At 60.2% G+C, this 18,914-nt stretch carries 19 protein-coding genes; 12 read left to right on the forward strand and 7 right to left on the reverse strand.

Annotated features, from left to right (window positions below; translation table 11 throughout):
• The first annotated feature begins 1 nt into the window (after position 1).
• Complete coding sequence (hisN, locus tag QF629_06330; GenBank protein ID MDP6013146.1) at positions 2-817, forward strand: histidinol-phosphatase; 816 nt, start codon at positions 2-4, stop codon at positions 815-817.
• On the opposite strand, the gene pcaD is transcribed toward hisN, so the two are convergent.
• On the reverse strand, positions 804-1,598 hold the full coding sequence (gene pcaD, locus QF629_06335; protein ID MDP6013147.1) for a 3-oxoadipate enol-lactonase: 795 nt from the start codon (positions 1,596-1,598) through the stop codon (positions 804-806). The two genes, hisN and pcaD, sit on opposite strands and share 14 nt — an antisense overlap.
• 90 nt (positions 1,599-1,688) lie before the next feature.
• Between pcaD and QF629_06340 the strand changes: the two genes are divergently transcribed.
• The 4 genes from QF629_06340 to QF629_06355 all read left to right on the forward strand — a co-directional run bounded on the left by QF629_06340 (position 1,689) and on the right by QF629_06355 (position 5,219).
• Positions 1,689-3,311, forward strand: coding sequence for an electron transfer flavoprotein-ubiquinone oxidoreductase (locus tag QF629_06340; protein ID MDP6013148.1), 1,623 nt, complete (start codon positions 1,689-1,691; stop codon positions 3,309-3,311).
• A gap of 157 nt (positions 3,312-3,468) precedes the next feature.
• The gene (locus QF629_06345) at positions 3,469-3,603 is read left to right on the forward strand and encodes a hypothetical protein (protein ID MDP6013149.1); all 135 of its coding nucleotides are present in this window, start codon (positions 3,469-3,471) and stop codon (positions 3,601-3,603) included.
• Between the two features lie 10 nt (positions 3,604-3,613).
• Positions 3,614-4,180, forward strand: coding sequence for a peroxidase-related enzyme (locus tag QF629_06350; protein ID MDP6013150.1), 567 nt, complete (start codon positions 3,614-3,616; stop codon positions 4,178-4,180).
• Between the two features lies 1 nt (position 4,181).
• Entirely contained in the window at positions 4,182-5,219 is a 1,038-nt protein-coding gene (locus QF629_06355) for a class I SAM-dependent methyltransferase (GenBank protein ID MDP6013151.1), read from the forward strand.
• Positions 5,220-5,223: 4 nt separating this feature from the next.
• On the opposite strand, the gene QF629_06360 is transcribed toward QF629_06355, so the two are convergent.
• A complete protein-coding gene (locus QF629_06360; GenBank protein MDP6013152.1) occupies positions 5,224-5,616 on the reverse strand; it encodes a cupin domain-containing protein in 393 nt (130 codons plus the stop codon).
• A gap of 76 nt (positions 5,617-5,692) precedes the next feature.
• Here QF629_06360 and QF629_06365 point away from each other — a divergent pair, with 76 nt between their 5' ends.
• The 6 genes from QF629_06365 (at position 5,693) to QF629_06390 (ending at position 12,253) form a co-directional block, all read left to right on the forward strand.
• Positions 5,693-6,790 (forward strand): sorbosone dehydrogenase family protein, encoded by a 1,098-nt coding sequence (locus QF629_06365; protein MDP6013153.1) that lies wholly within the window; start codon positions 5,693-5,695, stop codon positions 6,788-6,790.
• Positions 6,791-6,875: 85 nt separating this feature from the next.
• A complete protein-coding gene (locus QF629_06370) occupies positions 6,876-8,495 on the forward strand; it encodes a thiamine pyrophosphate-binding protein (protein ID MDP6013154.1) in 1,620 nt (539 codons plus the stop codon).
• A gap of 2 nt (positions 8,496-8,497) precedes the next feature.
• Entirely contained in the window at positions 8,498-9,940 is a 1,443-nt protein-coding gene (locus QF629_06375) for a mannose-1-phosphate guanylyltransferase/mannose-6-phosphate isomerase (protein ID MDP6013155.1), read from the forward strand.
• Positions 9,937-10,458 (forward strand): thiamine pyrophosphate-binding protein, encoded by a 522-nt coding sequence (locus QF629_06380; protein MDP6013156.1) that lies wholly within the window; start codon positions 9,937-9,939, stop codon positions 10,456-10,458. Before QF629_06375 ends, QF629_06380 begins: the two co-directional genes overlap by 4 nt.
• 3 nt (positions 10,459-10,461) lie before the next feature.
• Entirely contained in the window at positions 10,462-11,031 is a 570-nt protein-coding gene (locus tag QF629_06385; GenBank protein ID MDP6013157.1) for a thiamine pyrophosphate-dependent enzyme, read from the forward strand.
• Positions 11,032-11,044: 13 nt separating this feature from the next.
• Positions 11,045-12,253 carry an MFS transporter gene (locus QF629_06390; protein MDP6013158.1) on the forward strand — a complete coding sequence of 403 codons (1,209 nt, stop codon included), beginning with the start codon at positions 11,045-11,047 and terminating at the stop codon, positions 12,251-12,253.
• A 317-nt stretch (positions 12,254-12,570) separates the two neighbouring features.
• On the opposite strand, the gene QF629_06395 is transcribed toward QF629_06390, so the two are convergent.
• Positions 12,571-13,257 (reverse strand): DUF599 domain-containing protein, encoded by a 687-nt coding sequence (locus QF629_06395; protein MDP6013159.1) that lies wholly within the window; start codon positions 13,255-13,257, stop codon positions 12,571-12,573.
• 543 nt (positions 13,258-13,800) lie between these two features.
• Positions 13,801-14,166 carry an RNA polymerase-binding protein DksA gene (dksA, locus tag QF629_06400; GenBank protein ID MDP6013160.1) on the reverse strand — a complete coding sequence of 122 codons (366 nt, stop codon included), beginning with the start codon at positions 14,164-14,166 and terminating at the stop codon, positions 13,801-13,803.
• 97 nt (positions 14,167-14,263) lie between these two features.
• On the opposite strand from dksA, the gene QF629_06405 reads away from it, so the two are divergent.
• Positions 14,264-14,428, forward strand: coding sequence for a hypothetical protein (locus tag QF629_06405; protein MDP6013161.1), 165 nt, complete (start codon positions 14,264-14,266; stop codon positions 14,426-14,428).
• Positions 14,429-15,121: 693 nt separating this feature from the next.
• Here QF629_06405 and QF629_06410 read toward each other — a convergent pair.
• From QF629_06410 to QF629_06420, 3 genes are read right to left on the reverse strand one after another with little or no spacing between them, the layout of a single operon-like run.
• Positions 15,122-15,925 carry an outer membrane lipoprotein-sorting protein gene (locus QF629_06410; protein ID MDP6013162.1) on the reverse strand — a complete coding sequence of 268 codons (804 nt, stop codon included), beginning with the start codon at positions 15,923-15,925 and terminating at the stop codon, positions 15,122-15,124.
• The gene (locus tag QF629_06415) at positions 15,925-18,243 is read right to left on the reverse strand and encodes an MMPL family transporter (GenBank protein MDP6013163.1); all 2,319 of its coding nucleotides are present in this window, start codon (positions 18,241-18,243) and stop codon (positions 15,925-15,927) included. The genes QF629_06410 and QF629_06415 overlap by 1 nt, the downstream gene beginning before the upstream one ends.
• A complete protein-coding gene (locus QF629_06420; protein MDP6013164.1) occupies positions 18,240-18,863 on the reverse strand; it encodes a TetR/AcrR family transcriptional regulator in 624 nt (207 codons plus the stop codon). Before QF629_06420 ends, QF629_06415 begins: the two co-directional genes overlap by 4 nt.
• Positions 18,864-18,914: the final 51 nt, after the last annotated feature.

The following is an 18,914-nucleotide window of genomic DNA, read 5'->3' on the forward strand; positions in this document are numbered from 1 at the left end:
CATGACGACCATGATTAACGACGGCGAACTGGCCTCGCTGCTAGCCTTTGCAGACACGCTGGCTGACGCAGCACGGACCGTCGTGCTGCGCCATTTTCGCCAGACCCTTGCAGTGGACCAGAAAGACGCCGCGATAGCACGCATACAACCGGTCACCATCGCAGACAGGGAGGCCGAAGCCGCCATCCACGAACGCATCGAGGCCCATTTTCCCGAGCATGGCATTCTCGGTGAGGAACATGGCAGCACGCGTCCCGAGGCGCCGTGGCAGTGGGTCGTCGATCCTATCGACGGCACCCGCGCCTTTATCGCCGGTATGCCATTGTTTGGCATTCTCATCGGTCTCACCTTCGAGGGTCACCCGGTGCTCGGACTCGTCGATCAGCCGGTGCTCGGCGAAAGGTTCGTGGGCAGCGCCACGGGCGCCACGCTGAACGGCAACGCCATCGCTGCCCGCACCTGCCCACGGCTGGACGAGGCGGTAATGGCCATGACCGATCCCGTGATGATGGCGAGCCCGGCCCAGCGCGCCCTCTTCGAAAGCCTGCGCCGACACGCTGCCGTCACCCAGTTCGGCGGTAACTGCTATGCTTACGCCATGCTCGCAGCGGGCGTGGTGGACCTGGTAATGGAAGGCGATCTCAAGCCCTGGGACGTCTGCGCTCTGGTACCACTTATTGAGGCCGCCGGCGGCGTCATCACTTCTTGGGATGGCGGCCCGGCGCTCGGCAGCAGCCACATCCTCGCCTGCGGCGATGCGGCGTTGCACGCCGTACTGCTACCGCGCTTTGCTGCGGCGGCGCCTATAAGCGGCTAAGAAATTCCAACAGGGCCGCATTGAACGCTTCGGGCTGCTCGACATTGGAAAGATGCGCCGCCTCGCCGACTACCGCCAGCTCAGCACCGGGAATGCGTGACTGAATGGCCTCCGAGGCTTCCACTGTCGTCGCCGGATCGTCGGCGCCGACAATCACCAGAGTTGGCACAGAAATCGACGACAAACGCTCGAGAAAACCGATCTTGACGATCCCGATGGAAGCGCCGACATAGCCCGCCACGGGCGTATTGGCAATCATCTCCGCGACCGCGTCCAGCACCGCCGGGCGGCGCTCTCGGTAGGTCTTGGTGAACCAGCGCTCCAGTGTTGGCTCGACCAGTGGCCCCATGCCCGCCTGCTGGGCAGAGCGCACGCGCCCGTTCCAGATCGCCGTCACCCCATCCGGCCATTTGGCGATGGTGTCACAAAGCACCAACCCGGTGAGCCGTTCGCCGTGCGCGATGCCTAGTTGCTGGCCAGTCATGCCGCCCAGCGATAGGCCACAGAAGGCGCTTTTTTCCACACCGAGTGCATCCCATAGGCCAATCACGTCCCTGGCCAGCATATCCATGCTGTAGGCGCCCTCGCTGACGCCGCTGGCGCCATGGCCGCGGGTGTCGTAGCGCAACACGCGCCACGACGGGATGAGTGCCGGCACCTGCATGTCCCACATGGCGTAGCTGGACGCCAAGCTGTTGCTCAGTGTCAGCACGGGTGCGCCTTTCGGACCATCCCAGCGGTAAGCGATATCGATGCCGTTGACGGCTATGGTCTCTGTCATGCGTCTGCCCTCCCACGCCAGGATGTGCTATCAGACCCCCGCTGAGATTGCCAGAGAGGCCGACGAAGGGTGGAGATGGAAAGGGAATCGATGCCATTCGACGTGGTGATCGTCGGTGCCGGCCCTGCCGGCCTGGCGACTGCGATCCGGCTCAAACAGCTGGCGCCTGACCGCGAAGTCTGCGTGCTCGAAAAGGGCTCGGAGATCGGCGCCCATATCCTCTCCGGCGCGGTACTTGAATCGCGCGCCCTCGACGAGCTGATTCCCGACTGGAAAGACAAGGGCGCGCCGATCACAACCCCCGTTAGCGAAGAGCGGTTTTATTTTCTCACCGGGTCCAGTGGCTTCGGCTTACCGGGCCTCTTCCTGCCGCCGCCCATGCGCAACCGCGGCAACCACATTATTAGCCTCGGCAGTCTGTGCCGCTGGCTGGGCGAGCAGGCGGAGGCGCTCGGCGTCGAAATTTATCCCGGGTTCGCGGCGACCGAAACGCTGTATGACGAAGATGGTGGCGTCAAAGGCGTCGCTACCGGCGACATGGGCATCGCCAAGTCCGGCGAGCCAGGCCCCAACTACCAGCCCGGCATAGAGCTACACGGCAGGGTTACAGTATTTGCCGAAGGCTGTCGCGGCAGCCTCGGCAAGCAGCTCATCGCACACTTCGAACTCGCCGGCGACCAGCCCCAAACCTATGGCATCGGCCTCAAGGAGCTGTGGGAGATCGACCCGGCCAAGCACCGGCCGGGGCTGATCATACACACTGCCGGCTGGCCGCTGGATTCGAAGACCTATGGCGGCTCGTTCCTCTATCACCTCGAGGACAATCTGGTCTCGGTCGGCTTCGTCGTAGGCCTCAACTATGCCAACCCCTATCTCAGTCCCTACGAGGAGCTGCAGCGCTTCAAGACCCACCCCAAGGTGCGCAGGGTCTTCGAAGGCGGCCGGCGGGTAGCCTATGGTGCGCGCGCGCTCAACGAGGGCGGTGCCCAGTGCCTGACCAAGCTCGCCTTTCCGGGCGGCGTACTGGTGGGCTGCGAGGCCGGCACCCTCAACATGGCAAAGATCAAAGGCACTCATACCGCGATGAAGTCCGGCATGTTAGCGGCCGAAGCGATCTTCGAGGCCTTCGAAACCGGCACCGACGAGGAAGCGGGGCCGCTGACCCTCGACGGCTATGCCGAGGCCTTCCGCCAATCCTGGGCCTGGGACGAACTCTATCGTGCCCGCAACGTACGCCCCGCCTTCGAGTGGGGCCTGTGGGGTGGCACGCTCTATACTGGCATCGACCAATTACTGCTGCGCGGTCGTGCCCCCTGGACCCTGCGCCATACCCATACCGACCATGCTGCGACACGTCCGGCCAAAAATTTCAAGCCCATCGCCTATCCCAAAGCGGACGGCACACTAACCTTCGACCGCCTGACCAACGTCTCATTCTCAGCCACCAACCACGAGGAAAACCAGCCCTCGCACCTCAAGCTCGCCGACGAGGCCGTGCCCATTGCCACGAACCTCACCACCTATGCGGCGCTCGAGGAGCGCTACTGCCCTGCCGGGGTCTACGAGATCGTCGACGAAGACGGCGAGCAGCGCCTGCAGATCAACGCGCAGAACTGCCTGCACTGTAAGACCTGTGACATCAAGGACCCGATCCAGAACATCACCTGGACGGTGCCGGAAGGCGGCGGTGGCCCGAACTATCCAAACATGTAGCCTAACTTTGCCTACTAGAGCCCTTCAGGGTTAGATGGAGGGCTACAAATAGCATTCGGACAAGGCGTATGGCGACCGCAGTGAACGTGCGCAAGGTGAAAATCTTGCCGGGCTTGGCTTTGCCGATAGAAACAAGCGTGCCGGTGGTGTCGCCAGCGTGTTATTTCTCAAACTCGATAACGCGAACGTCGTCGCGCCTGAGGCCAAAGCCACGCGTGCCGTCATCGATCTCGCCATCGGCGATGTCGACCGAGATGGTTTCGCTCGCTGGATTGCCGTGAACTTAGCTTGAAGGACCTACGATGAACGGTACCGTCAGTCGTTTTCCTGTGCCGGATGTAGCTTCGCTTCCCGACGATTTGCGGGAGCGGATTCTCACGGTGCAAGAAAAAACGGAGTTCGTGCCAAACGTGTTTTTGGCACTGGCGCACAGGCCTGAGGAGTTGCGCGCCTTCCTAGCCTTTCATGATGCACTGATGGACAAGGAAGGTGGGCTAACCCAGGTCGAGCGGGAGATGATCGTGGTTGCTACCTCAGGGGCCAATGGTTGTCAGTACTGCGTTATCGCACATGGGGCGATTCTGCGCATCCGCGCCAAGGATCCGCTGGTGGCAGACCAGATCGCGATCAATTACCGCAAGGCCGACATCACGCCGCGCCAGCGCGCCATGCTCGCCTTTGCGCTCAAGGTAGCGCAGGACTCGGCGGCAATCGACGACGAGGATTACGCAGCCCTGCACGCACACGGCTTCTCAGATGAGGATATCTGGGATATCGGCGCCATCACTGCCTTCTTCGCGCTATCCAACCGCATGGCTAACCTCATCGGCATGCGGCCCAATGCTGAGTTCTACACGATGGGGCGTTGATATGAGTGAAACCTTCGCTGAGCGTATGGTCGATATCTATACAGGCAGCATGCTAACAAACATGCTCGACATTGGCTACCGCACGGGCCTGCTGGAGGCGGCGGCGCGAGGCCCAGCTACGAGCGCTGAGCTGGCGGCACGCGCGGGCCTCGACGAGCGATACGTGCGCGAGTGGCTAGGATCGATGGCAACGGGCGGCATCTTCACCTACGAGATCGAGGGCAAGATATACACCCTGCCGGAGGACCGCATCGCCGTACTGACGGGCGACCGCGCGGCCAACGTCGCGCCGGTCAGTGGCATCATGAACCATTTCGTCAAGCACGTGCCCAAGCTAGTCGAAGCCTTCCGTCGCGGCGGCGGCGTGCCCTACGAGGACTATTGGCCCGAGTTCACCTGCTTCTCGTCTGACGTCTGGCGGAGAATTTTCGATGAAAAACTGACCGACGGCTTCCTCAGCGCCGTGCCAGGGCTCAACGGTCGCCTGGCCGCCGGTATCGAAGTCCTCGACATCGGCTGTGGCGACGGCCACGCCGTCAATGTCATGGCCGAGGCCTTCCCGGCATCGCGCTTTCGTGGCTACGATATCACGGCCGCCGGGCTCGCGGATGCGACGGCCGAGGCTGAACGCATGGGTCTGAAAAATACACACTTCGAGCGGGTCGATGTGACAGCACTTTCCACTGAGCCAACGTTCGACGTCATTACCGCCTTCGATTCCATCCACGACCAGTTCGCGCCTGACGTGGTACTGCACCGCATTCGCGAGGCGCTAGCCGACGACGGCATCTTCGTGATGGTCGACTTCAAGTTCTCAAGCGACATCGCCAACAATCTCGACAACCGCTTTGCACCGATCCACTACGGCATCAGCGTCATGCACTGCATGACCGTCTCTCTGGCCCAGGGCGGTGCCGGCCTCGGCACCGTCTGGGGCATCGAGAAAGCTTGCGAGATGCTCGCGGAGGCAGGCTTCGGTGATGTCGAAGTCGTGGATTCTCCGCGGCCGCAAAACTGTATCTACATCTGCCGCGCCTGAAACCTCAGGCGGGTGGATCTACCACCCGCGTCTCGAAGTTCGCCGGTGCCACGATCTCCAGCACCTCGAAGTCGTCCGAGCAGACTATCTCGCGGTGAGGTAATTGCGGCGTCTGCAAAATCGCGTCACCCTTGCGGATGGTGTGCTCGCCCTGACTGGCATATTCGAAGCGCGCCCAGCCCTTAAGCACCATGACGAACTGGAAAGTGCAGTCGTGCACATGCCAGTTTTGCACCTCATCCTCCATCTTCCGCCCGTTGGTTTTGACGATATGGGCGATGTAATCGCCATTGGTCCCGGCTTCGATGCCGAGGTCGCGGTAGTCGAAGATGTTGCGCAGGCCCTCTTTCCACTCGGCGTTTGCAGCCTCGTTGTGAACAAAATTCCACTCGCTCATAGCATCCTCTCCCGTATGGTTTGAGGGCGATGCTATAGAAGATTGCGGAATCGACAAGTCGGGAAGAGAGCAGACCATGTTGTTGAGAACGTTTTTGCCGCTCACCTTTATTGCCGGCTGCACCACCGCAGCTGAGCTGCCGCTGGAGCGCATCCGCCTGCCCGAAGGCTTCTCGATCTCGCTCTATGCCGAAGGCGTAGACAACGCTCGGCAGATGGCACTCGGCGCAAACGGCACGCTTTTCGTCGGCTCACGTTCAGCCGGCAACGTCTATGCCTTGGTGGATCGCGACAGCGACCAGCGCGCCGACGAAAGTTTCGTCATCGATTTCGGCCTGCGCATGCCGACCGGTCTCGCTTTTCGCGATGGCGCGCTTTATGTCGGCGCGATCAGCCTGATCCTGCGCTACGACGACATCGAGGAACGCCTTGCCAATCCCCCGGAGCCGGTAGTGGTAAAAGGTGACCTGCCGCGCGATACCCACCACGGCTGGAAATATCTTGGCTTCGGGCCGGATGGAAAGCTCTATGTGCCTGTTGGCGCGCCCTGCAATGTCTGCGAACCGCCGCCGCCCTTCGCGACCATCCAGCGCATGGACCCTGACGGCCGCAATATGGAGACCTACGCCAGCGGGATCCGCAATTCGGTCGGCTTCGCCTTCCATCCCGGGACCGGCGATCTTTGGTTTACCGACAACGGACGCGACCGCATGGGCGATAACCTGCCGCCGGGTGAGCTTAATCACGCGCGTGCAGCAGGGCTGCATTTCGGCTATCCCTATTGCCACGGCGGCAGCGTCGTCGATCCGCGCTATGGTGGCGAGAAGGGCTGCGACAATGGCTACGAGCCACCGGCACAAGCCTTGGGGGCCCACGTGGCACCCCTCGGCGTGACTTTCTACACCGGCGACATGTTCCCGCCCGCCTACCGCAACCAGGTCTTCATCGCCGAACACGGCTCATGGGACCGCTCAGCCAAGATCGGCTACCGAGTGATGCTGGTGCGCCTTGACGTGGCCGGCAAAGCAACATCCTACGAGCCCTTCGCCGAAGGATGGCTCAAGGGTCAGTCCAACTGGGGCCGTCCGGCCGACGTGCTGGTCATGCCCGACGGCGCCCTACTGGTCACCGATGACCAAGCCGGCGCGATCTACCGCATCGCCTACCGCGAGTAAGACTGGCCACACCCGAACAAATTCATGCGTCTCGACAGGGTGAGGTTCGCACGTCTACTCTGCACTGATAGGGAGAGGGAACGTGATGGCGAGTAACGGTAGCGGCGCGGGGAAGACTACGGCGCAGGTGATGGCGGATGTGCTACACGCTTATGGCGTGGCGCGGCTCTTCGGATTGCCCGGTGGCGGCTCGAACCTGGAGATGATCGATGCCTGCGCAGCGCTGGGCATCGACTATGTGCTAGCCCATACCGAATGTGCCGCCGGCATCATGGCCGCGACCGATGGCAATATTGGCAAGCGCCCGGGCGTAGTCTGCACCGGGCTCGGCCCCGGTGCTACGGCGGTCACCAATGCCGTCGCCTATGCGGCGCTCGATCGCTCACCACTGCTGGTGCTTACCGATTCATACCAGCCCGGCGAGCACGACCATATCTTACACCAGACCGTGGACCATGCTGCCTTGTTCGGCACGCTGGTCAAGGCGAGCCGGCGCGCCATGCCAGAGAATGCCGGAGAGACCCTGGCCGAGTTGCTCGACCTTGCCCTGACGCCGCCCGTCGGGCCCGTGCACATAGATTTGTCGGCGGCGGTCGCGGCCACGCCAGCAGCAAACTTCAGCGCCAAACCAAACATTCCGCCACCGGCCCTCGAAGGCGATGCCCACGCAGCGCGCGAACTACTGGGGAGCGCACGCCGGCCGGCCATTGTCGCTGGCATTCAGTGCCGCAGCGACGAAGCAGCCGCGGCTGTGGCCCGCCTTGCCGACCGCCTCGCCTGCCCCGTGCTCACCTCATACAAGGCCAAAGGTGTGTTTCCGGACGGCGCACCGCGCCATGCCGGACTTTTCACGGGCGCCCGCGCAGAAGCCGCTTGGCTCGAAGACTGCGACCTCTTGATCCTCTACGGCATGGATCCGGTTGAACTTGTCGCCTCGCCCTGGCCCTATGACATGCCGGTGCTGGAGCTGGCGGAAGTCGAGATACGGCCCCATTATACCGAACCGGCAGTCTCGCTGTTCGGCCCCCTCCCTGACCTCGCCGATGCGCTCATGGAGGCAGCGCATCCCGCTAACTGGCCAGGCGAGCCAGCACCGCTGGATCTCACCGAGTCCGGCGAGGGCCTAACGCCGCAGGCCGTAGTGCGAGCCGCCATCAATGCTGCGCCCGAGCACACCCGGCTCACCATCGATGCCGGCGCGCACATGCTACCGCCGATGTCGCTGTGGCCTGCTAAAGCACCGTTCGACGTACAGATATCAAACGGGCTTTCGACCATGGCGTTTGCCCTACCGGCCGCCATCGCTACAGCACTGGCTGAGCCTGGCCGTCAGGTGCTTGCGATCACCGGTGACGGCGGCCTTGCCATGTGCCTCGGCGAACTGGCAACGGCCGCGCGAAATTCGGTTCCCGTCACCGTTATCGTACTCAACGATGCCGCACTCAGCCTGATCGATGTGAAACAAGAACAGCGCGGCTTCACGCGCCGTGGCATGCGCTATCCAGAGCTCGATTTCGCCACAATCGCCACAGGAACCGGCTGCCGTGCGGCACTGGCCAATGATGAGGCCTCACTCGCCGCCGCCTTGACCGAAGCGTTCGAGAGCAACAGCCCGATGCTGATCGATGCGCGCATCGATGCCTCGGGCTACCGCGCCATGTTCGAAGCCATTCGCGGCGCTCCGGGCGTCGCTGCCAACGCCTGAGCATGGCGCGGCCGCCCATCGTCTCGGCTCTGCTTGCCGGCGGCCTTGGCTCGCGCCTCTGGCCGCTCAGCCGCGAGACCTATCCAAAACAGCTAATGGCGCTGGTGGGTGAGGAGTCGCTCTTGCAGGATGCCGCCCGGCGCGCACTTCTGGTGAGCAAGCCCGAGCACGTGTTAACTGTCACCACGGAAGCACATTTTCTGCCCGTACGGGATCAACTCCGCGAACTTGATACGGCACTTGCCAAAAATTTGCTCCTTGAGCCAGCCGGGCGAAACACAGCCGCAGCCGTAGCAGTGGCGGCCCTGTGTGCACGCGAGATCGCAGAGGAGGCGACACTCTTCGTCGCGCCAGCCGATCACGCCGTGCGCATGCCCGAGCGGATTCGCGACGCCGTCCGCCTCGCGGCGCAAGCGTCCGAGCACCTAGTCACATTCGGTATCGCACCCGATACACCGGAGACCGGATACGGCTATATCGAGCGTGGCGAACCCCTCGGCGCACCGAACGGTATTTTTGCTGTGAGACACTTCATAGAGAAGCCTGACGAGGAGACAGCGAAGAGCCTGATCTCTGGAGGTGATGTGGACTGGAACAGTGGCATGTTCGTGTTCCGCGCTCGCCTGCTGCTGGACGAACTGGCCGCACATGCGCCTGAGATTCACGCCACCGCGACCGCAGCCTACAGGGCAACAGAGACAGATCTCGGCGCCATGCGTTTCCCGGTCGACGCCTATGGCGCCATTCCAGCTGCGCCCATCGATACGGCAGTGATGGAGCGCTCGGACAAGGTAGCGGTGATCCCCCTGGATCCAGGCTGGTCCGATGTCGGCTCGTGGCGCAAGCTTTGGCAGGCCAATGACCGAGACGGCGACAGCAACGCCCTGCAAGGCGACGTGGTTAGCGCTGACAGCCGCAATTGCCTGCTGCGCAGCGAGTCCCGCCTGCTTGCCTGCGCCGGACTCGAGGATATGGTGGTCTGCGAAACGACTGACGCAGTGCTAGTGGCGAATCTCGCCGCCGACGACGCTATCCGCAAGGTCGTTGAGCGCCTGCACGCCGACGGCCGCCAGGAAGCCCAACGCCATCTCACTGAACGCCGACCATGGGGCACCTTTCGCGTTCTGCTCGACGGGGTCGGCTTCAAAATCAAGGAGATCGAGGTTAGCCCGGGCGGTCAGCTTAGCCTGCAAGCGCACGAGTATCGCAGCGAGCACTGGGTGGTGCTGGAAGGTAGCGCCCGCATCACCTGCCAAAACGTGGTGCGCACGGTGGAGAACAATCAGTCAGCCTATATCCCCACCGGCGCCCAGCATCGCCTGGAGAACCCGGGCGACGTGCCCTTGCGCATCGTCGAGGTGCAATGCGGCGACTATCTCGGCGAGGACGACATCATCCGTTTCGACGACGTCTACGGGCGCACAAAACAGGAAGACAGCCCATGAGCGACAACGCTTGGCCCGACGCCATATACAGAGCTCTGGTGGACGCGCATGTGCGCGTCGTCGGTATCGTTCCCGACGCCGGGCACGCGCGGCTGATCAAGCTCTGCACGGCGGACTATGACATGCGCGTAGTCTCTCTGACTAGCGAGGAAGAAGGCGTCGGGCTGGTCTCGGGCGCCTGGCTCGGCGGCAAGTGCGGCGCCCTACTCATGCAGTCGAGCGGCGTAGGCAACTGCATAAACGCCATCGCCTCACTCACCGTGTCGTGCCAGTTCCCGCTATTGATGCTGGTGACCATGCGTGGCGAATGGGGCGAAGGCAATCCTTGGCAAGTGCCGATGGGCCGCGCGACACCGCGTGTGCTCGACAATCTCGGCATGCGCGTCGCCACGGTCAACCAGTCGGACGAGGTGGGTGAGACCGTCAGCGCCATGGCCGGGCTTGCCTTCAAGGCGCAAGCCGCAACGGCAGTGTTGCTTTCCCAGCGCCTAATTGGCACCAAGAGCTTTCAGGACTAGAAGATGGCGAATTTAGACAGGCGCGCCGCGGTATGCAAGCTCGTGGCCAATCGCGGCGATATGCTGGTGATCGGTGGCCTCGGCGGCACCACTTGGGACCTTGCCGATGCCGGCGACCACCCGCTCACCTTCGGCACCTGGGGCGGTATGGGCAATGCAGCCATGCTGGGCCTCGGTCTGGCCCTGGCACAACCGGACCGCCCGGTGCTCGTGATCACGGGTGACGGCGAGATGCTGATGGGTCTCGGCGCGCTCGCCACCATTGCCGTGCAGGCGCCAGCCAACCTCTCGATTGTTGTCATAGACAACGAGCTTTACGGCGAGACCGGCCGCCAGCCGACCCACACCGGACAGGGTGTCAACTTGGCGGACATGGCGCGGGCGGCGGGCTTCGAGGATGCCGAGACCATAACCGACAGTGCAGGCGTCGGTGCCCTCAAGGCGCGCCTGGAAGAACCTGGTCCACGCTTCGCCTGCATCAAGGTTGGGCCCGAAAACGGGCCGATGGTGCTGCCCGAGCGCGACGGCATCGCCATCAAGACGCGTTTCCGCCAGGCTCTCCTGAGCGGCTGAGTTCACACACCGCATGCCCTATCGAACGCTGCTGCTACTGGCCTCGTTCATCCTGATGTTCGTTGCTACGGGCAGCCTTTATATGGTGGCGGTGGCGCTCAAGGAGATCTCGACAGAGATGGGCTGGCCGCGGGCGGTGCCCTCAGCCGCATTCTCGTTGCAGTTTCTCGGCGGCGGCATCGGTGGCATCGTGATGGGCTGGTGGCTCGACCGCCACAACGCCACGGTGCCCACCGTTTTGAGTGCCATCATGATCGGCATCGGTGCCATGCTCATGGCCGAGGTGAGAACGCCATGGGAGCTCTACGTCATTTACGCGATGATGATGGGGCTGTTCGGGCGCAGCGCGCTCAACGTCCTACTGATGGCGAACGTCGCCGGCTGGGACACGGAAGGCGGTCGCTCCGGGGTCGGCGTAGTGTTCAGCGGTCAGGCCGTGGGCGGCGCGGTGTGGCCGCTCATCTTCCAGTATTCCAACGAGAGCCTTGGTTGGCGCGGCACGGCATTGTGGTACGGCGTCGCCGCGATCGTGCTGATGCTGCCGCTGAGCCTGGTCTTTCGGCGAAAGATGTCGACCGCGACCTCCGCCGAGCCCGTCTATGGCACGCCGGCGCCATACCCGACGATTGGAGCCACACGCGGGCAAATCATGCTGTGTGCCGCAGTGATGGGTTGCTGCACAGCAATGTCGCTACCTTTGGCCCACATCGTGGCCTATGCCAGCGACCTGGACCACGATGCCGCGCGCGGCGCGGAAATGCTCTCGGTGATGCTTCTCGCCGGCGCGGCGAGCGCCTTCTTCTTGGTCGGGCGCGCGGCCCAGCGCCTCGGCCCACTGCGTGCGCTGTTTGTCTTTTCCCTCGTGCAAATGCTGAGCCTGATGCTCCTTGCGGCAAACGACGGGCTTGTCGCGCTCTATGCGGTGTCCATGCTGTTCGGTCTCGGCTACGGTGGCATATTGCCGTGCTATCCGATCATCGTACGGCTACTACTGCCATCCTCGCAAGCCGGACGCTTGACAGGGGTGGTGCTACTGTTTGGCGGCATCGGGATGGCGCTCGGCAGCTATATCGGTGGCGTTTCATACGATCTAGTAGATAGCTACCGACCGGCTTTTCTGTTCTGCATCGCCGCCAATTTCGCCAATCTGATCCTGGTTGTCGGCCTTGTGCGCCACACGGACGCGGTGCTGAAGAAGTCAACCGCGCAGCATCTCCCGTAACTTGGCCACCAGGCCGCGCATGGTCTCCGGAGCCTTGAGGTTGGCCTGGTAGCTGCGCTGTGCCCTGCGTATACCAATCACCTTAATCAGAGAGTTGACATTCAGGTATTAGACATAATCACTAAATCCAAATTTACCCATCGCTTAATACAGAAAATATCTATTGTAATCATGATATTACATTGTTTCTTAAAGTGACGTTGCCCTAACGCATCAACAAAATTGAAATCCGATTTTGGAATTCTGAATTACAATTAGCATTTTATGGCAATCCTCAACTTAACTTCTTTCTAAACACCAACAACACCAAAATTTACTTACGAAATACCACGAATGATTTGTTGTGAGCGGGAATAAAAATCACGTCGGTAGAGAACGATTGCTACCCATGCTGTGGCTACCATGAATGCGATTGGGTGAAGCACCCAAGAGAGCGCTGCCAGCGCAAAGTAAAATGCGCGCAGGCCACGATTGAAATGCCGTGCCGCAAGATTTGCAACTTGAGCAGCGCCCTGCGCTTGGTCCTTGGCCGCCATATCTACATCTGAACTACTTGGAACCGCACCTATGAGGACGGCACAATATGTGTTGAGCCGATACGCCCAGACAAATTTAAAAAATGCGAATACGAAAATCAAAAGAAGTAATAAGATCTTTACTTCCCATTCGAACCTGGAGGTTTCGCCCACAAATGGAAGGGCGGAAAGTACAGCTATAGCTTTTTCTGTGGCCCCCAGAGATGCTACAAGGCCGCCGACCACCAGGATGCTTGTCGACGCAAACATGGCAATGCCGCTTTGTAGGTGATTGAGAATGAGAGCATCCAACATTCGCATATCGCGGCGCAACATCTCGCCCATCCAACGTTGGCGATGCTTATTCATGATTCCCAGTACTGACTTAAGTTGCCATTGATTACTTTCCGCTATCAGCGTGTATCCAACCCATACCGCGAAGAACCAAAGAACGGAGACTATGTCTAACGGTGCTAGCAATGAAAGCATCTAAGGGGTCCCTCTTAAACTCCAAGGAGACAGTTTTTCGTGTGACATTGCTTTCAGCATTTTAAATGCTCTGAACTCTTTAAATTAATTAGTAAGGTAAGTTTTGCTAGTATAGTCAGACTTAGCGTTTTTTGATCTCTGCATGACAAACTCACAAAAGGGGCATCACTTTCATCATTCCGGAGAGCGTTGTGCTACAACCCGGTTAGTTGACCGCCGCCGCAGAAGTTTTCCCGCAGTTTTCGGCACCTGGCAATTTTGTGCATTCTCGCTCTAAGTTCTCATTTTGTTGCTAATTCTACAACCGCACAAGTTCGCCAAAGCTTGCATGAAAGCTTGCTTATGCTCTTTCCGTGGTCGTTGCCATGCATGGCGTTTCGAATACGTGAGACTACTGGGTTCAGTGTTTTGTGCGTCCATCCGGTATTCCGAAAATACGCCCAACGCCACTTTCAACTTCCTTCCTGGAGCCCCTGCAACCGCCCTACGACGCTCGGATGTTCGGCACCCTCAACCGATTCTATTAAAGAGAGCCGGTGACACTCAGTTGTCGCGGTAGGTTTTCTCGAGCCTTTCATGGCGCTCCTGGGCATCGATGCCGAGGGTGGCAATGGGCCTCGCCTCGAGTCGCTTGAGGCTGATCGGATCGCCCGTCTCGATGCAGTAACCGTAAGAGCCGTCTTCAATGCGCCCCAAGGCAGCGTTGATTTTCGACAACAGCTTGCGCTCACGATCGCGGGTGCGCAGTTCGAGTAGACGATCCGTCTCGACCGAGGCGCGATCGGCGATATCAGATTCCTGCGCGCTGTTCTCTTGCAGATGCAGGATAGTCCCACGCGTCTCGGCCAACAGTTCGGCCCGCCAGCTTTCTAGCTTGCGGCGGAAATACTCGCGCTGCTGCACGCTCATGAACTTCTCGTCGTCGCGCGGCCGATATCCTTTCGGCAAACGGGTCCGACTGCTCCTGCGAGGTTTTACCTGACTGACACCATTGACGGACTCCGCCTTGACAGCGGTCTCGGCCGCAGCCTTGGCGGCCCTTACGGTCTTGGCTGGCGTGGATTTGGCGCGGCCGGTCGTGCCCTTGGCGGCCTTTGCCGAGCCAGATTTTCTGACTTTCGCTACCTTCGTTCGCGTCTTGCCTTTGTCTTGCGCTCGCATGCAAACCTAGCTTTTCCCCAAACCCTTATGGCGGCCGACCGGATTTGGCGCGGAGTATATGAATCCGATGCGTAGACTGCAACGGGACAATGCGACACCTCTAGCTCAGAAGCTGAGGCTCAATCACCCCGCTGATGTTTGGTAATTTCCACCCGCGCTCAGAGATCGGTCCCGTCGATGACTGTTGCTAAACGGGGATAGATGAGCTTTTCGCGCTGTGCGGCCAGCGGGTTAACGGGCGCTGAAAATCGTGGCGGGGAAAGGCGCCGACGATCAAAGCTACCTGAATACAGTCGAGATGATCGAGGATATCGTGGATACGCTTCGCCGACCGCCTAGCCGAGATCAATATGACCTCCGAAGAGCTAGCGGTGCCCAACCGCAGCAACTACGCCATCGGCCCACACACCGATGCTACCCATCGCTTCCGGTCACAATTGTTCTATTTTCCACGGGATAATTCATGGAGCATCTCGACGCGTCACTCCACGTGCCAACGGATCACAAGTTCGTCTGCGGTGGCACGATGTCCTGGCGACCCAACAGCGTGCTCGGCTTTCTCAAGACTAAGACATCATTCCACGGAGCCGAGATCATCGCCGACAAGAAAGTGCACCGCCATTTCCTTCTTTACAACATCCGACTGGTCGAAACCGATCGCGAGCGCAACACCGTGGAACTGATGCGGATACGAGCCGCTGGCTCAGCGGGCCCGCTCCAGCGCGCGCTTATCGAAGTCGCGGTCGCCGAGACCGTTGCCAAAGGTGATATTGCTGAAAGTCAAGTCAGTGCTCTTGCCAGTCTGATGGTTGACCATCGACATCGAATGCGAGCGCCAGAAGCGGCCCTGATACTCATTGTAGTCGGCGAAGGTAAGCGTCTTCATCAGCGTATCCTTGCGGTCGTAGAAATCAATCTTCCAGACGCGGTACTCGTCCTGGTCACTCCAGGACTGTTGGCGCGTATAACCTGAGTTCTCGTCCAGTGGATAGCGCTCGATAAGCCAGCAGGTCAACTCCTCCACCCCGGGACAGGGCTCGTCAGCAAGCCAGTTATATGTGTACTTCTCGACCTCCTGACTGGAGAGGTCCTCATAGGCGAACTCGGAGCCTACAAAGGAACCAGACTTGTTCTTCGAACTGATGCGCTTGACGCGCTTTAGCGCCGGCAAGTAGAGCCACTGATCGTCTGAGCCAACCTTGTGGCTATGGGTCAGCACCGCCGTGCCCTTGATGTCGGCGGGTTCGTCGAAGATCGAGATAGACTTGTCACCGTCGTCCTCCACCTCGAGCGTCTTAGTCCGAAAATAACGCATGCTCTCCTCACCGTGACGGTTACGCAGGAGCATGGTCAAATTCGACTCAGTATCGTCGAAGCCAGACTGGTCGGCATCACCCTCCATGGCAATACGCAGACCCTTTTCCTCAAGTGTCTCTGCAGTAGCAACTAGAGGAATAACAATTATTATTGCAACGAGTAGCAATATAGTTAATATGTTATGTATCATTACTTGCGTGTATCCAGTTTCATGATTAGGGGGGGCAGGAAGAGGAAGTCGACGGCAAGCGCTAGCGCGATGGTGATGGCGCTGAGCAGTCCCATCTCGGAATTTACCTTAAAGCCCGAGAAGGCGAGCACCAGAAAACCCAGCGTGAGGCAGACCGAGGTTACGGTGAGCGCCATGCCGACGGTGTTGAAGGCAAAGCGCGTGGCATCGACGCTGTGCATGCCGTGCTCGCGCCGTGCACGCAGATATTTGCTAAGAAAGTGCACCGTGTCGTCGACAACGATGCCCAACGTCATGGCGACGACAACGGCGATGGCGAGCCCAACCTGACCCGAGAAGTAGCCCCAAAGGCCAAAGGCCATGGCCGCCGGAAACAGGTTCGGAATCAGGCTCACCAGGCCCATAGAGAGGCTGCGCAGCGCGACGATCAGCACCGCCGAGATCAGCATCAGGGCGATGATCGAGCCGCCGAGCATAGAGTTGATATTGCGCTCGGAGATGTAGGCGAACATAAGCGAGAGCCCGGTGCCCGGCGCAGCACGGTCGGGGATGTTACCAGCCAGCCAGTCCTGGGCGCGCGTATTGAGTTCGCGCATCTCCTTCGAGGTGATATCGACCACAGTCACCGTCACACGCGTCGCCGACTTGCCGACGTTCACCTGGTCGTTGAGGCTGAGGCCGAACGGCACCGACATCTCGTAGAGCAGCAGGTACTGGGCAACCAGTTGCGTGTTCTCGGGGATGCGGTAATAAGTAGGGTCGTCACTGTGCAGGTTCTCGTTCAACCGCTTGATGGTGTCGGTCAGCACCCAAACGTGGCTAACCTTGGGCTGGGCGCGGAACCACTCGGCAAAGCGCTCGAGATCGGCGAGATATTTCGGATCGGCGACACCACCCTCGCGCCCCGCCGGCACGGAATATTCGAGCACGTTGATGCCGGTGAGATTGTCCTGAGTGAAATCCGAATCCGTGCGGATCGGATAGCGCTCGTCAAAATACTTGATGAAGTCATCGTCGAGATTGATCTGTGTCGTGCCAACACCCATCGCCAGGATCACGGCGCCTGAGGCCCACAGCAGCCAATTGCGATGGCCGATGACGAAGTCGGCGAAGCTCTCCATGGCACGGCTGCCAAAGGTTTCAGCGCGACCTTTCGACGCCGGGAGCACGGCCATCGCCGCCGGGAGCAGCGTGACCGAGAGCACGAAAGCAACCATCACGCCAGTAGCCACTAGGTTTCCGAGCAAGTGAAATGGCGGCGCATCGGAGAAGTTCATGCTGAGGAAGCCGATGGCGGTCGTCACCGAGGTGATGAACACTGGCGCCATGTTAACACGCATTGATTCCACGATGGCGGCATGTTTGTCGAAGCCCTTGTGCAGCCCCTGCTTGGCCGTGACCATGATATGGACACCATGAGCAATGGCGAGGGTGAGGATGATGATCGGCGAGCCCATGGTGCCAGCGTTCATCACGACGCCGGCCCAGCCAGCCATCCCTAGAGTAGTGAACACCGTGAAGATGACCGAGAACAGGGTCAGCAGCGTCCACACAAGCGAGCGCACGGCAATGCCGATCACCACCAGCACCAGCAGGATCATGATCGGAAACAGCGTCAAGACGTCGGCCTCCGGAACTTCCGAAAACGCCATGTCGATCATCACGCCACCGGTCATATAGAGGTCGATATCCGGATAGCGCTCGCCGAACTCGGCCGCGCGCTCGCGCGCGAACATGGCGATCGAGGGTACCTCATCAAGGGATTCGCCGGGCGTTATCACCAGCACGCTAACCGCCGTCACTTTGCCTTCTGGATCGATAATGTTATTGACCAGGGTCGGCCGGTCGAGAACGATACGCCGCGCCCGCTCCACTAGGTCCTCGCCGGCCTCGGCCGCTGCTTTGCTGCCCGGCCACATATCTTCGACCACAAGATCGTCGCCATTGGCATGGCTGTACTGGAAATTTGTGATCGAATCGACGCGGCTTGAATAGGGCGTTTTCCAACTTTCTTCAGTCAGCCAGCGTATGCCGTCAAGCGTTTTGGCGGAAAACACGTCGCCGCTTTTCGGGGCGATGACGTACATCAGGTTATCGTTCTTTGAATAGGTGTTCTCGAACTGGTCGAGCGCCCGCATTTGCGGGTTGTCCTTGCTGAAGAACACCCGACTATCAGGATTGCTGGTCAGCCTGCCCATGCCCATTGCCGCCACCACGACAACAACGATGCTGGTAGCCAGCACCAGCCACCGGTACCGTACCAGCACCAAGCCATAGGCGTAATCGATCGGTGCAGCCGCCGTACCATCTCCCCTCATCGTGCCAGCATTCCCTCAACCATCAGAGCCACCACATTATCGGTTTCTGCCAACAATTCTTGTAAAGGTGCGCCGCGAACCTGGCCATGCTGAGAAAAGGTCTGCGTCGCCACGATCACCGCCGCCGCGATCGTATCGACGTTAAGCGGACGGAACTCACCCCGGCCCATGCCGTCTACAATCAATTGCGCCACCAAGGCACGCTCGCTCGCGCGATGGGCCTCGATCAACGCCTCGCGCTCCCGGCAGACATACTCAATCAGATCTTCAAAGTGCAGGTCGCTTTCGATCAGGCCGTGCAAGGATTTAACCTTGAGCCGGATCATGCGATGCAAGCGCTCGCCGGCACCGAAGTCACTGTCGGCGACGATCGCCGCCATGTCCTGGCGCAGGTTGGCCAGCCACTGCTTAGCACTGGCCGCTGCAATGTCGCCCTTGCAATCGAAATAGCGGTAGATATTTGCGGCCGACATGCCGCAATCGGCGCCGATCTCGGCTAGCGTTGTCTTAGTAAAACCGTAGCGCTTGAAGCGCGCCTCAGCGGCGGCCTGGATGCGCGCGCGCACCTGCACGGACTGGGCCTCGGCCGATCCTTTGTCTCTTTGGACAGCAGCGTTCACAGACACATTACTAAATAATGAAGAATGAATACTCAACATATTATTTAATGA

This window comes from Alphaproteobacteria bacterium (assembly GCA_030739735.1).
GTDB lineage: Bacteria > Pseudomonadota > Alphaproteobacteria > UBA7887 > UBA7887 > UBA7887.

Bases quoted from the DNA above. Each gene is read 5' to 3' on its own strand.
- QF629_06395 (MDP6013159.1), bottom strand. From the start codon at position 13,257: ATGCTTTCATTGCTAGCACCGTTAGACATAGTCTCCGTTCTTTGGTTC.
- QF629_06385 (MDP6013157.1), top strand. From the start codon at position 10,462: ATGGCGAATTTAGACAGGCGCGCCGCGGTATGCAAGCTCGTGGCCAAT.
- QF629_06390 (MDP6013158.1), top strand. From the start codon at position 11,045: ATGCCCTATCGAACGCTGCTGCTACTGGCCTCGTTCATCCTGATGTTC.
- QF629_06355 (MDP6013151.1), top strand. From the start codon at position 4,182: ATGAGTGAAACCTTCGCTGAGCGTATGGTCGATATCTATACAGGCAGC.
- hisN (MDP6013146.1), top strand. From the start codon at position 2: ATGACGACCATGATTAACGACGGCGAACTGGCCTCGCTGCTAGCCTTT.
- QF629_06370 (MDP6013154.1), top strand. From the start codon at position 6,876: ATGGCGAGTAACGGTAGCGGCGCGGGGAAGACTACGGCGCAGGTGATG.
- QF629_06410 (MDP6013162.1), bottom strand. From the start codon at position 15,925: ATGATACATAACATATTAACTATATTGCTACTCGTTGCAATAATAATT.
- QF629_06375 (MDP6013155.1), top strand. From the start codon at position 8,498: ATGGCGCGGCCGCCCATCGTCTCGGCTCTGCTTGCCGGCGGCCTTGGC.
- dksA (MDP6013160.1), bottom strand. From the start codon at position 14,166: ATGAGCGTGCAGCAGCGCGAGTATTTCCGCCGCAAGCTAGAAAGCTGG.
- QF629_06365 (MDP6013153.1), top strand. From the start codon at position 5,693: ATGTTGTTGAGAACGTTTTTGCCGCTCACCTTTATTGCCGGCTGCACC.
- QF629_06415 (MDP6013163.1), bottom strand. From the start codon at position 18,243: ATGAGGGGAGATGGTACGGCGGCTGCACCGATCGATTACGCCTATGGC.
- QF629_06360 (MDP6013152.1), bottom strand. From the start codon at position 5,616: ATGAGCGAGTGGAATTTTGTTCACAACGAGGCTGCAAACGCCGAGTGG.
- QF629_06380 (MDP6013156.1), top strand. From the start codon at position 9,937: ATGAGCGACAACGCTTGGCCCGACGCCATATACAGAGCTCTGGTGGAC.
- QF629_06350 (MDP6013150.1), top strand. From the start codon at position 3,614: ATGAACGGTACCGTCAGTCGTTTTCCTGTGCCGGATGTAGCTTCGCTT.
- QF629_06340 (MDP6013148.1), top strand. From the start codon at position 1,689: ATGCCATTCGACGTGGTGATCGTCGGTGCCGGCCCTGCCGGCCTGGCG.
- pcaD (MDP6013147.1), bottom strand. From the start codon at position 1,598: ATGACAGAGACCATAGCCGTCAACGGCATCGATATCGCTTACCGCTGG.